The following is a 12,601-nucleotide window of genomic DNA, read 5'->3' on the forward strand; positions in this document are numbered from 1 at the left end:
TCAGTCAGCGCTCGTGGTTGACGTGCATCACGATGCTTCGGGCATATGGACTGCGAGCGCCGCCGATGCTTGCCTTCATGCCGGTGGTCACCCGCCCCGTCGTACCCGGCGCCTGTGTCGCATGGCCAAGGTAGTCGAAGAAACGCATTTTGGGAGCTCGTCTGCAAATACCGCTGGTTCGTCGTATGAACAATCGGGTATCGGACCGCTCGTCAATCTTCGATAATCTGCGGCATTGCCGTGGCGCGACGACATCCACGGCCGCTTAGTCCCACGTTCGCTCCAGCGGGTAGCGCATCGCGACATCGCAGCGGACATAGGCATGGCCGAAGCGCGCCATGATGTCGGCGTCGTGGACGAAGCCGGCGCGTTCGTAGAGGTGGATCGCGGCGGCGCATTTGCGGCTGGTGAGCAGGTAGAGCGTGTCGATGCCGGGCAGCTCGCGGGCGCGTTCGATCAGCGCGGCGAGCAGGGTTGCGCCGGCACCGGTGCCGCGCGCGGCGGCGAGAACGCCCATCTTGGTGAGTTCGTACGCTCCCGGGGCGGTCGGCATCAGGGCTCCGGTGCCGATGATCGCGTCGTCGGGGGTGGCGGCGAAGAGGATGACGCCGCCCTGATCGACGATCGCTTCGCGCGGATGGGCGAGGACGTGGCGGTCGTGATCCTCGAGGACGAACATATCCTGGATCCAGGCGGCGTTGATCGTGGCGAAGTGGGGGGCGAGAGTGTCGGTGTAGGGGAGGATTTGCATGGGGGGTGGTAGCGGGTTGGTTGACATTGGACAAGTTGTTGTCCATGTTCTGGCCATGCAGTCCGTCACCTATTCTGAGGCACGCGAGAATTTGAAATCGATGATCGACAAGGTCGTCGCCGATCGCGCGCCGATCGCGATTACCCGCCAGCGCGGCGAGGGCGCGGTGCTGATTTCGGAAAGCGAATGGGCGTCGATCGAGGAGACGCTGTACCTGTTGCGCTCGCCCAAGAATGCGCAGCGATTGATGGAGAGCATTGCCGAACTGGACGCCGGCGGGGGCGAGGTTCACGACCTGACCCATCCGTGAACGTTCGGTTTTCGTCGCGGTCCTGGGCGGAATATGTCGCCCTGCGGACCGACGAGCCGAAGCTGTTCGACAAGCTTCACGCGTTGATCGAGGAATGCCGGCGTTACCCGTTCAAGGGGACCGGCAAGCCCGAACCGCTCGGCGGCAATCTGTCAGGCTGGTGGTCGCGGCGGATCAATCAGGAGCATCGACTGGTGTATCGGGTGACCGGCAGCGGCGCGGAGCAGGAGTTGCAGGTCGCGCAGTGTCGGTATCATTATTGATCCGACAGTTATAGATCGCCGGTTTGATAGAACTGCCGCAGCCGGCGCATGAACGATGAAAAATCACGGTTCTCATCCGCTAGCCTGCTACACATCGACCACTCAATAGAAAGTCTCTCTCTTGCGGGTATACGGAGAATGCTTTCTGTCGGGCTATGGGGGTCCAGCTCGATCAGACCGATGCCATGCACGGAGTACAGCATCTGAATTTCTTGTAACGTATCAGCGCCCTCTATCTCAGCAGCAACCAAATATCCGAAGCTAGCCCATGATGAATTCGATACGGCCTGAAAATACGCCTCGCGTACATTGGATCGGTTGAGCAGTCTTTTAACCTCGAACGACCATAATCTGGCACGCCGCTCACCACTATGTTGAAGTGCCCCGACAACCTCCTTATTCATTTCCGATGTAAGCGCTTCGATCGCGACAATGTCAGGGTATAACCACTTGTTGCCGCCGGGACCCCGACGGTTCGACGCCAAAGATTCATTGATCCGAAAGGCGGATGCTCCGACTTCTGACGATATAAAGTCGATCAGTGTTGGATAGAGATCGCGCTCTAAAAGTTGCTTTGGTGGTCCACTCAAACTGGCAACCGGCAACGCAATAGCGATAGGCTGACCGCCTTCCGCCTCGTTCACTTCTTCAGTTTCGGTCTTTTCAGTCCAGTAGTACCGACGAGGGCGCCCCTCGGTCGTTCGAAGACTGCCGAACCGGTTTTGCCAAGCGGGTCTATTGGCACCGATCTCGGCAACCAGCTGGTTGATGAGCGCAGTTTCTGTTTCCAGAAAGCTGCTCCTAGCCATCTTTTCCAATGTTTCCGTCGGATAGGTTCGATGGATCCAATCCGCGATCTCTCGAGCTTTGAAACGCTGGTCAGGGTAGGTCTTCAAAAATTCGAAAACCCGTTCTCGCAAATTCAATCGCCCACCCCCACCATGACGGTTCGTATCAGCTTATTACTCCGCCGCCGGCAGGTAAACCTCGCTTCCCTTTGCCTTAAAGCGTTCGCTCATTTCCGCCATGCCGGCTTCGGCATCCGCGACGGAACCCTTGCCGTTGGCGAACAGGGCGCGGTCGGCGTCGGCGTCGTCCGCCGCGAGGAAGGTGTCGGCGGGCGCGTTCTGCTTTGCGGCGAATTCGCGGACTTCGGCGGTGATCTTCATCGAGCAGAATTTGGGGCCGCACATCGAGCAGAAGTGAGCGGTCTTTGCGCCTTCCGCGGGGAGGGTCTGGTCGTGGTAATCCTCCGCCGTGTCGGGATCGAGCGACAGGTTGAACTGGTCGCGCCAGCGGAAGTCGAAGCGGGCGCGCGATAGCGCGTCGTCGCGCATCTGCGCGGCGGGGTGGCCCTTGGCAAGGTCGGCGGCGTGGGCGGCGAGCTTGTAGGTGACCACGCCGACCTTGACGTCGTCGCGGTCGGGCAGGCCGAGATGCTCCTTGGGCGTGACGTAGCAGAGCATCGCGGTGCCGTACCAACCGATCATCGCAGCGCCGATGCCGCTGGTGATGTGGTCGTAGCCCGGCGCGATGTCGGTGGTGAGCGGCCCGAGCGTGTAGAAGGGGGCTTCGCCGCAGACTTCCAGCTGCTTTTCCATGTTCTGCTTGATCTTGTGCATCGGCACGTGGCCGGGGCCTTCGATCATGACCTGCACGTCCTGCGCCCAGGCGCGGTGGGTGAGTTCGCCGAGCGTGTAGAGCTCGCTGAATTGCGCTTCGTCGTTGGCGTCGGCGATCGAGCCGGGGCGAAGGCCGTCGCCGAGGCTGTAGGCGATGTCATACGCCTTCATGATCTCGGTGATCTCGTCGAAGCGTTCGTAGAGGAACGATTCCTTGTGATGCGCGAGGCACCATTTCGCCATGATGCTGCCGCCGCGCGATACGATCCCGGTGACGCGCTTGGCGGTCATCGGGATGTACGGCAGGCGGACCCCGGCGTGGATGGTGAAGTAATCGACACCCTGTTCAGCCTGTTCGATCAGGGTGTCGCGGAACACCTCCCACGTCAGATCCTCGGCGATGCCGCCGACCTTTTCGAGTGCCTGATAGATGGGGACGGTGCCGATCGGCACGGGCGAGTTGCGGATGATCCATTCGCGCGTGTCGTGGATGTTGCGGCCGGTGGAGAGGTCCATGACCGTGTCCGCGCCCCAGCGGATCGACCAGACGAGCTTGTCGACCTCTGCCGCGACGTTGCTGGCGACCGCGCTGTTGCCGATGTTGGCGTTGATCTTGACCAGGAAATTGCGGCCGATCGCCATCGGTTCGGATTCGGGGTGGTTGACGTTGTTGGGGATGATCGCGCGGCCCCTCGCGATCTCGTCGCGGACGAATTCCGGGGTGACGTAGTCGGGGATCGACGCGCCGAAGCTTTCGCCGTCGCGCTTGTAATCCTTCAGCATCTCGCGGCCGAGATTCTCTCGGGTGGCGACGTATTCCATCTCGGGCGTGATGATGCCGCGGCGGGCATAATGCATCTGGCTGAGGTTCATGCCGGGCTTGGCGCGCAAGGGGCGGCGGATCGGGTTGGGGAATTGGGGGACGCCGCCGGAGCGGTCGGGGCCGAGCTGGCCGTTGTCCTCGGGGCGGAGTTCGCGGCCGTCGTACGCCTCGACATCGCCGCGTGCCTCGATCCACTGGCGGCGGAGCTGCGGCAGGCCGGCCATGATGTCGATGCGGGCGTTGGCGTCGGTATAGGGACCGGAGGGGTCGTAGACGCGCAAGGGGGGTTCGCCCGACGAAGGGTCGAGATGGATTTCGCGCATGGCGACGCCGAGCGGGCCGACATGGACTTTCTTCGATCCGCGGATCGGTCCGGTGGTGACGCCGATTTCGGTGCGGGCTGGTACGTCGGCCATATCGTCTCTCCAAGGTACGGAGAGCGGGCGGTTCCTGGGTGAAAACCGCTCCCTCCCTCCGCCGGTGTCAACCGGATCAGGTTCAGCGGGTCGAGGGCTCCTTTAGGGTCCTATGAAAGTATCACTTTCATAGGGGCCCTGCCCTCCTCTCAAGCGTGGATCGACGCTCCCCCGGGGATGAGCGGTTGTACGCGCTTCGCACCTGACGGGAAAGCCAATTCGAGTCTGATCCGGATCGGACCCGATCCCTTGTCCACTCGCGCAGGCGATGACAGCATGCATGCGGGGCGTTTGGGGGGGAGCGATATGGAACAGGTGGATAGCCGCGACGTATGGCTGCGGATTTTCGAGATCGTCAGGCCGAGCGTATCGGCGACGGTACGGCTGGTGGCGGCGATGCTGCTCGCCTATGCATTCGTCGTGGTGCTGATGAGTTCGGCGGCGCAATCCCTGGTCACCGCGCGCCTCGCCGATCACACGCCGCGGATCGACTATAGCAGTGCCTATGCCCGGCTGGAGACGGCGTACACGGCGAAGGCCGCCTTTGCGGGACAGGAAGCCAAAGCGCGCAGGCTGGAACGCGATGTCGCGACACTGAAACGGCAACGAGAACTGGCGATGAACACGTTCGAGAGCCTTGTAGAGCCGGTTCAGGCGATCGTCACATCGGGATATTGCGGGCTGGCCGCCTCAACCTCGATTCAGCCCAACACGATCGATCGGGTCATGGCGCGGATCGATCGATGCGTGGTGAACGCTGCCGTGCCCGCGGCGGATACGACCGAGGCAAGAGCGGCACTGGAGACGCGCCACAGTTTGGAGATGGCTGGCCGTACGATCCTGACGGCATGGGCCACGATGCAGGCCACGATGCCGGATGTCGATCTCGCCCGGGCAGAGGCGACGCGGCTGAATACGCTCCGTAACAGCGCGCAGGATCTGGAGATCCCGTTCGCGCCGATCATGATGCTGAGGACGCGGCCGATCCTGGGGGGTGCGCTGCTGGTTCAGTTTCCGCCTGCGCTGCTGCAAATCGTGATGGCGTTCTTTTCCGGCACGTTCGGCGCGTTGCTGCTGACGCTGGTACTGGTGGTCTATCCCAACTCGCCGTTGATGCTGAGCCGGCCCGGCGGCAATTACGGCGAGCGCATCCTGCTCGGCGGGCTGATCGCGGTGTGCGTGTATATCGTGCTGGGCGGCGGCACCGCGGTGCTGGGGACGAACAACGACTTTGCCGACGACAGCGCGAATTTCCGCGCGTTCAGCGCGATCGGGGTGCTCGCGGGCATGTTTTCCGACCGGGTCGCGCAATGGCTGTCGAAGCGGGCCGAGGTCTTCTACGGCGAGGATGGTCCAGCCGCCACCGGCAAGACCGCGCACCCCAAGGTGCAGGATAGCGGCACCCCGCCCCGACGGGAGCGAGGTGCCGGTTTCGGCTCAACTGGCGGCGGAGGTGCGGATGTTGCCCGCGATCCCCGCCGGGAAGAACCCGCCTGACGAGACGGCCGCCCGGTTGAGATAGACGATGTTGAGCACCTGTCCCGTCGAACGGCTGTAGGCGAGGCCGTTCGCATCGGCCGGCACGATGTTCGCGGTGGTCGCATCGCCGATGCCCTGATCGATGTCGGCGCTGCCATCGAGCCCGTCGCGCGCGTCGGAGATCAGGCGCGCATTGGTGAAGATCGCCGGAGCGTCGATACCCTTGCGGTACAGCACCGACCGGATCAGGCCGGCGTGGTAGCTTTCGGTGGCGAGGATACCGGCCGACGCTTCCAGAAACGTCCTGTTGGTGATCAGCGAGGCTGCACCCTTGTAGGCGGACACGCCGACGTCCTCGAACAGGTAGGCGCCGAGCAGGAAGCTGATGTCGTCGGCATAGGGATTGAACACGCCCGTCGCACCGACGACGCCGGCCGCGCGTGCCGCAGCGGTGAAGGCGCCGGTCGCATCGCCGGCGATGTTGATCGCAGGCATCGCCACGGCCGAACCGCCCAGGACGTTGCGCAGGAAGGCGACGTGCTGCACCTCGTCGACCGCGATCTCACGCGCATATTGCGCGACGATCGGGTCCGAGAAGGGAACGGCGGCGCCGCCGGTGACGGTGCCGGTGGCGCCGACGCCGGTGGTCAGCGCGGCGGGCAGCGCCTGGCCGAATGCCGCCCAGCTGTAGAATTGCGCCTCGAGATATTCGAGGTTGAGCGCGAAGTTCAGGACGTTGGCGTCGACCGCAGACGCACTGGAGCTGGCGGTCGGCGTCGGACTGGGCGTCGCATTGCCGTCGTCGTTGTCACCGCCGCAGGCAGCGAGCAGCGCGAGACCGCCGGCGGATGCCGCGGCGCCGCCGGCGTAGCGCAGGAAGTTGCGGCGTTCGGCACGGCGATCGGCGATCGCATCGAGGACGGTGTCGGTGGGAAGGTCGGTCATCGGGTCAATCCCCAGAATACTCAAGAAACCAGAAGGCTCACGGAAAACGTCGCGGCGCGATCAGGAGGCGGTAGCCGCCCGGATCGTGCCGTTGAGCCCCGACGGGAAGAACCCGCCCGCGCTCGTCGCCGCCGCATTGAGATAGACGATGTTGAGCACCTGATTGGGGGTGCGGGTGTAGGCGATGCCGTTGGCGTCGGTCGGCACGATGTTCGACACCGGGAAGGTCGGCACCGGGGTCGCCGTCGCAGTGGGCGTGGGCGTGGGCGTGGGCGTGGGCGTCGGGGTCGCCGTGGCGGTCGCGGTCGGCGTCGGGGCCGGGATGACCTGACCGGGGGCGGCGGTGACCCCGGGGGCGATGCCCTGATCGATCTCCGTACCGCCGTCGAGGCTGTCGCGCGCGTCTGAAATACCGCCGGCCTGCGTGATCAGCGTCGATCCGGCGACGATACCCTTGCGGTACAATTCCGTGCGGATCGTCGCGGCGTGATACGCTTCGACCGCCAGAATGCCGGCCGCAGCCTCGACGTAGGTTTTGGTCAGCAGCGGTGCCGCACCCTTATAGGCGGTGACGCCGACATCCTCGAAGATGAACGCGCCGAGCAGGAAGCTTTCATCGTTCGCATAAGGGTTGAAGGTCTGGCCGACGGTAATGATCTTCGCAGCGACGGCGGCGGCCGAGAAGGCGCTGTTTGGACCGACCGAGATGTCGATCACCGGCTGCGCGACGGCGGTGGTGGCGCCGAGTGCGTTGCGCAGGAAGGCGACGTGCGCGAGTTCGTCGGCGGCGATTTCACGAGCGTAACGCGCGATCACCGGATCGCTGAACGGGACGGCGGCACCGCCACGCACCGCGCCGGGCGTGCCGGCACCGGTCAGCAGATTGGCGGGCAAGCCCGCGCCCGTGGTGGCATAGGCATAGAATTGCGCCTCGAGATATTCGAGGTTGAGCGCGAAGTTGAGGATGTCCGCGTCGGTGAAGGCGGTGGTCGTCTGCGCCTGCGCACGATCCGCAATCGTCAGGGCCGAAGCCCCCGCGGCGGTGACAGCCATCGCTCCGATCGCGGTCTTGAAGAAGTCGCGACGCTGTTCACGGCGTGCGACGCGGGCGTCGAGCACACCGGTCAGGGCGGCAGTGTCGATATCGGTTCGGGCGGTCATAACTCGGGTTCTCCCCATCGCGCGGACGGCTGGCGGGCCGTCCATCATGGCGGTGCCGTTCCGCATCCGACCCGATGCGTCAACCCCGCGCATACCGGAAATCGGTCGATCGGATGGCGGAAGCGATGGACGCTCCCACAAAAAATCCTCCCCCGATGCCGGAAGCATCGAAGGAGGATCGATCGTCGTCGCGCCCGGAGGGTGGCGCGGCGAAGGCCTGAGATCAGCCGAGGCCGACCGTGAACGCCGGGTTGGGATTGTTGGTGCCGCCCGGGAAGAAGCCGCCGCTGGTGCGGTTCGCGCCGGTCGCGTTCAAATACACGATGTTGTGCACCTGCTGCGTCGAGCGGCTGAAGGCGAGCCCGTTGACGTCGGTCGGTACGATGTTCGACACGCCAGTCGCCAGCACACCGATGTTGGTGCCGCCGATCCCCTGGTCGATATCGCCCGCCGTCGCGGTCGTACCATCCGGCGAGGCGCTGCCCGCGGTCGGCGTGGTGCCGCCCGCCAGAGTGCCCGTTGCCGTGCCGTCGGCGGCATCGCGCAGGTTCGAGATCTGCTGCGCCGCGGTGATGAGATCGCGGTTGGTGACGCCGCGCGCATACAGGATCGTACGAACGAGACCTGCGTGATACGCCTCTGCCGCCAGAATGCCCGCTGCCGCGTCGAGATACATCGCCGAGATGACCGGCGATGCGCCCTTGTACGCGGTGACGCCGACGTCTTCGAAGATATACGCGCCGAGCAGGAAATTGGTCGGATTGAGATACGGATCGAACGTCGCCGTCGCCCCCGTGATCACGCCCGCCGCACGCGCCGCCGCCGAGAAGGCGCCATCCGCCGTACCCGAGATGTTGATCGCAGGCTGTGCCACAGCCGCCGACCCGAGCGCGGTGCGCAGGAAGTTGACGTGCGCGATCTCGTCATAGGCGATCTCGCGGGCATATTGCCCGATCAGCGGATCGCCGGTGAAGTCCACCGCGCGCGGGAAGCCCGCACCCGACCCGGTCACCACGGCGCCCTGGGTCCCGGTACCGGTCAGCGATGCCGCGGGCAGGCCCATGCCAAATGCGGCGTAGCTGTAGAATTGCGCCTCGAGATATTCGAGGTTGAGCGCAAAGTTGAGGACCGCGACATCGGTGCTGACCGCGGCCGGCGTGGGTGTAGGCGTCGGGAACGGCGTCGACATGGCGTCGTCGTCACCGCAGGCGGCGAGCATCGACAGGCCGCCGACTGCGGCGACGCCGCCGACCGCGGTCTTCATGAAGGCACGGCGCGCGTTGCGGCGGGCCGTCGTCTTTTCGATGATCTCGAGGATCGATGTTTCGTGAGTCATGGTGATCGCTCCCCTCAATTCGCGCCGCTGGAGCGGATCGCGGTGTTGCCGTTGTTGATGCCGTTCGGGAAGAACCCGCCCGCGGTCACCGAACGGGGATTGAGGTAGACGATGTTCAGCACCTGCGCCGGCGTACGGCTGTAGGCGAGACCATTGGTATCCAGCGGCACGATGTTCGACACCGTCTGGCCCGATACGGTCGTCGGATTTACGCCCTGGTCGAGGTCGGTGGTGCCGTCGACCGAATCGCGCAGGTTCGAGATCGTCTCGGTGTTGGTGCGCAGTGCCGGGATCGTCAGGCCGCGGGCGTAGAGCGCGGTACGGACGATGGCGGCATGATATGCCTCGACCGCGAGGATGCCGGCGGCCGCCTCGAGATAGGTCTTGTTGTTGATCAGCGCGCCGGCCGCACCCTTGTAGGCGGTGACGCCGACATCCTCGAAGATGAAGGCCGCCTGCAGGAAGCTGTTGTCGTCGGCATAGGGATCGAAACCGGTCAGGGCCGGCGTCGTGCTGGCTGCCGCTGCTGCGAACGCACCACCGGCTGCGCCCGAGATGTTGATCGCGGGCTGTGCGGCGATCAGCGCATCGCTGGTGCCGGTGCCGCGAATCGCGGCGCGCAGGAACGTCACGTGTGCGATCTCGTCCTGCGTGATCTCACGTGCGTAGGCGGCGATCGCGGGATCGGTGAAGTTGACCCGGCGAGCCGAGCCGGTGCCGGTGCCGGTGACGACCGCCCCCTGCGTGCCGACGCCGCCGGTCAGCAGATTGTTCGGCAGGCCCGCGCCGGTCGATGCATAGCTGTAGAATTGCGCCTCGAGATATTCGAGGTTGAGCGCGAAGTTCAACACGTCGACTTCCGAAGGACCGGTCGTCTGCGCCTGCGCCTCGTTTGCGATCGACATCGCTGCCGCGCCTGCGGTCGCCACCGCCGCCATGCCCATCACGTTGGTGAAAAAGCCGCGACGTTCTTCCCGCCGCCTCGCGCGGGCGTCGAACGCCTCGATAATCTGGTCCGTCTGGGTCATGGTGGAAACCTCCCTCACCTGTCCGGTCGTTCCGTCATCGCGGCGTCACGTCGACAGCCGTATCCGGTTAACCTCGATCAGGTACGTGCGGTGAGACGGAAGGATGCCGCGCCACAAAAAGAAATATTGCCATTTCCGTGCTGCAATGCGGGGGAAAGCGAAGTTTTCGCAATGTCGTGTTGCCGCTTGCGCGAAGTGTCGTTAGCCAAGGACTTGTGCAGCAAGACGACGAAATCAGCCGCAATTCTGCCCGTGCGGCATTGGTCGATGCGCTGATGCGTACCGGACAAGACGATCGCGACGCGTTTCGCACCGTCTATACGATGACCTCTGCGAAGCTTTTCGGCATCTGCCTGCGTATCTGCGGCGAGAGGCAGGGTGCCGAGGACGTGCTGCACGATGTGTATCTGACGATCTGGAACCGAGCGGGCGCCTATCAGCCGGGGCGCGCGAGCCCAATCTCGTGGCTGGCGACGATCGCGCGCAACCGGGCGATCGACTGGCGACGACGGCAGGGCCGGACCCGCAGCGTCGCGATCGAGGAAGCGGATGCGATCTCCGACGGCCATCCGGCGCAGGACGACGTCCTGCTCGCCGACGAGGCCAACGCCCGGCTGCATCATTGCCTGGAGGGCATCGAAGATCGCCAGCGCGGCGCGATCCGCAGCGCGTTCTTCGGCGGCCTGACCTATGCCGAACTGGCCGAGCGGCAGGCGGTGCCGCTGGGCACGATGAAATCCTGGGTCCGTCGCGGATTGCTGGCGCTGCGGAGGTGTCTCGATGTCGACGCCTGACGATCTCCTCCCGGACATGACGGCCGCCGAACTGGCGCTGGGGCTGCTCGACGGCGCCGAGCGCGACGCGGCGCTGCGCCGGCTGGTGGAGGAACCCGACTTTGCCCTGGAGGTGGAGCGGTGGCGCGACTGGCTGTCCGCCTTGTTCGCAGACTGGCCCGCGGTCGAGGCACCGGCGGCGCTGGCGGCACGGATCGAGGCGTCGCTGGATGCGTCGGGCGGCGGCGCGATGACTGCAGCGAACGACAATCACGCGCGCTGGCACGCGCGCTGGCGGACGCTGGCGCTGGTGGCGAGCCTTGCCGCCTGCCTGCTACTGGCGGTGACGACGATGCTGTTGCTGCAGCCTGCGCCGGAGCCGGTGCGGATCGCCGTGCCCGTCGCCGGCCCCGCACCGCTGATCGCGGCCATGGCGCCGACCGGCACGGGCACGCCGGTCGCCGCGGCTTACGATCCCCTGCGCGGCACGGTGCGGATCGCCGGTACGGTCGACGTTCCCGCCGGCCGCTCGGCCGAGGTGTGGGCGATCGTCGGCACCGCAGCCCCGCGCTCGCTCGGCGTGATCGCCGATGCCACACGCGCCGAGCTTGCCATACCGGCGGGCTTACGGCCGGCGATGGCAGCGGACACGGTGCTGGCGATCTCGATCGAGCCCGCCGGCGGCTCGCCGACCGGTGCGCCGACCGGTCCTGTCGTCGCTGCGGGCAAACTCAGCGGCTGAGCGGGACGACCGGGGGCCGGATCAGAAGGTGTAAGCCAGCCCCACCGCGCCCAGCCACTGGTTCTTGGAGCCCGCGATGCTGACCAGCGGGCTGTCGGCGAAGTCGTTGAGCATACGGCGATAGGTGCCGCCCGCGACGAGCTTGAATCCCTTCAGCAGGTTTCCGGTCAGCGAATAGGTGGCGAGGCCGCCGAGCGTATAGTTCTTCCACCCGCCGCGTGCGCTGTAGGTCGGCAGGCCGCTCGCGACCGATTGCGTCGGCGATACCGAGAAATAGGTCGTGCCATAGCCGCGCCCGGCGCGCTCCGCGGTCGCGAACAGAGCGACCGCCGCCTTGGTGCTGAGCGGGGTCAGATAGTTGACGCTGGGCTGCCAGATGCCGCTGTCGTGCGCATTGGAGACATCGTGGCGATAGCTGATCGTGGCCGACAGCTTGTCGTACGGACTGGTGATGACGCCGGTCTTGCCGATGCCGATATAGCCGCCGAGTTCGATCGCGGTCTTGATCTCGCCCAGCGCGCGGACGCGACGGTCCTCGATATTGTCGATATTGTTGCGATTGAAATTGACCACGCCGATCGGGCCAGCCTGGATATCGATCGTCGAATTCGGATCGTTGGGGATCAGATCGACGCTCAGCCGGTTGCCGGCGAGCGTGAAGCCGAAGCCCTTGACCGATCCGATCGCGGCCGGCGCGGGCGTCCAGCGATAGTCGTTCGAGCCTTCGTAGTCGGTCAGGTACACACCACCGCCGCCGATCGTGATCGAATCGGCATTGACGTCGAACCGGTCAATTGCGCCGGAAGCGGGCGGCGCACCCGCATCCTGCGCGATCGCGGGGGTGGCGGTGATGGCAGCCGTGGCGAATGCCAGCGACATGAGGATCTTGGCGGACAAAGAAGAGGCTCCAAACCTGTTACGTGGCCGTAACGCGGTTCGGTCCGATATTATC

At 65.1% G+C, this 12,601-nt stretch carries 14 protein-coding genes; 5 read left to right on the forward strand and 9 right to left on the reverse strand.

The genetic code is table 11. The annotated features are described in order from the left end of the window. Positions 1-4: 4 nt before the first annotated feature. Both LRA87_RS12035 and LRA87_RS12040 read right to left on the reverse strand, forming a co-directional pair. Positions 5-148 (reverse strand): hypothetical protein, encoded by a 144-nt coding sequence (locus LRA87_RS12035; RefSeq protein ID WP_230631702.1) that lies wholly within the window; start codon positions 146-148, stop codon positions 5-7. Between the two features lie 117 nt (positions 149-265). Next, entirely contained in the window at positions 266-751 is a 486-nt protein-coding gene (locus tag LRA87_RS12040) for a GNAT family N-acetyltransferase (protein WP_230631703.1), read from the reverse strand. 55 nt (positions 752-806) lie between these two features. Here LRA87_RS12040 and LRA87_RS12045 point away from each other — a divergent pair, with 55 nt between their 5' ends. Together LRA87_RS12045 and LRA87_RS12050 are read left to right on the forward strand one after the other, a co-directional pair. Continuing rightward, positions 807-1,061, forward strand: coding sequence for a type II toxin-antitoxin system Phd/YefM family antitoxin (locus tag LRA87_RS12045; protein WP_230631704.1), 255 nt, complete (start codon positions 807-809; stop codon positions 1,059-1,061). After that, positions 1,058-1,324, forward strand: coding sequence for a Txe/YoeB family addiction module toxin (locus tag LRA87_RS12050; RefSeq protein ID WP_230631705.1), 267 nt, complete (start codon positions 1,058-1,060; stop codon positions 1,322-1,324). The genes LRA87_RS12045 and LRA87_RS12050 overlap by 4 nt, the downstream gene beginning before the upstream one ends. A gap of 8 nt (positions 1,325-1,332) precedes the next feature. Here the strand turns inward: LRA87_RS12050 and LRA87_RS12055 are convergent, their stop codons facing one another. Both LRA87_RS12055 and thiC read right to left on the reverse strand, forming a co-directional pair. Then, complete coding sequence (locus LRA87_RS12055; protein WP_230631706.1) at positions 1,333-2,220, reverse strand: HrgA protein; 888 nt, start codon at positions 2,218-2,220, stop codon at positions 1,333-1,335. 66 nt (positions 2,221-2,286) lie between these two features. Continuing rightward, positions 2,287-4,185 (reverse strand): phosphomethylpyrimidine synthase ThiC, encoded by a 1,899-nt coding sequence (gene thiC / locus LRA87_RS12060; protein ID WP_230631707.1) that lies wholly within the window; start codon positions 4,183-4,185, stop codon positions 2,287-2,289. A 315-nt stretch (positions 4,186-4,500) separates the two neighbouring features. Between thiC and LRA87_RS12065 the strand changes: the two genes are divergently transcribed. After that, positions 4,501-5,682, forward strand: a complete 1,182-nt coding sequence (locus LRA87_RS12065) for a hypothetical protein (protein WP_230631708.1) — start codon at positions 4,501-4,503, stop codon at positions 5,680-5,682. Here LRA87_RS12065 and LRA87_RS12070 read toward each other — a convergent pair. The 4 genes from LRA87_RS12070 to LRA87_RS12085 form a co-directional block, all read right to left on the reverse strand. Continuing rightward, positions 5,623-6,609 (reverse strand): ferritin-like domain-containing protein, encoded by a 987-nt coding sequence (locus LRA87_RS12070; protein ID WP_230631709.1) that lies wholly within the window; start codon positions 6,607-6,609, stop codon positions 5,623-5,625. The two genes, LRA87_RS12065 and LRA87_RS12070, sit on opposite strands and share 60 nt — an antisense overlap. A 60-nt stretch (positions 6,610-6,669) precedes the next feature. After that, the gene (locus LRA87_RS12075; RefSeq protein ID WP_230631710.1) at positions 6,670-7,770 is read right to left on the reverse strand and encodes a ferritin-like domain-containing protein; all 1,101 of its coding nucleotides are present in this window, start codon (positions 7,768-7,770) and stop codon (positions 6,670-6,672) included. Between the two features lie 223 nt (positions 7,771-7,993). Beyond that, positions 7,994-9,106, reverse strand: coding sequence for a ferritin-like domain-containing protein (locus LRA87_RS12080; protein ID WP_230631711.1), 1,113 nt, complete (start codon positions 9,104-9,106; stop codon positions 7,994-7,996). A 14-nt stretch (positions 9,107-9,120) separates the two neighbouring features. Beyond that, positions 9,121-10,134 (reverse strand): ferritin-like domain-containing protein, encoded by a 1,014-nt coding sequence (locus LRA87_RS12085; RefSeq protein WP_230631712.1) that lies wholly within the window; start codon positions 10,132-10,134, stop codon positions 9,121-9,123. Between the two features lie 275 nt (positions 10,135-10,409). On the opposite strand from LRA87_RS12085, the gene LRA87_RS12090 reads away from it, so the two are divergent. Beyond that, positions 10,410-10,928: a sigma-70 family RNA polymerase sigma factor gene (locus LRA87_RS12090; RefSeq protein ID WP_230632270.1), complete on the forward strand. Its 519-nt coding sequence runs from the start codon at positions 10,410-10,412 to the stop codon at positions 10,926-10,928. 16 nt (positions 10,929-10,944) lie between these two features. Beyond that, the gene (locus LRA87_RS12095) at positions 10,945-11,649 is read left to right on the forward strand and encodes an anti-sigma factor (RefSeq protein ID WP_230631713.1); all 705 of its coding nucleotides are present in this window, start codon (positions 10,945-10,947) and stop codon (positions 11,647-11,649) included. 21 nt (positions 11,650-11,670) lie between these two features. Here the strand turns inward: LRA87_RS12095 and LRA87_RS12100 are convergent, their stop codons facing one another. After that, on the reverse strand, positions 11,671-12,546 hold the full coding sequence (locus LRA87_RS12100) for a MipA/OmpV family protein (protein ID WP_230631714.1): 876 nt from the start codon (positions 12,544-12,546) through the stop codon (positions 11,671-11,673). Positions 12,547-12,601 lie beyond the last annotated feature (55 nt).

This window comes from Sphingomonas sp. Leaf37, assembly GCF_920939475.1.
Classification (GTDB): Bacteria; Pseudomonadota; Alphaproteobacteria; order Sphingomonadales; family Sphingomonadaceae; genus Sphingomonas.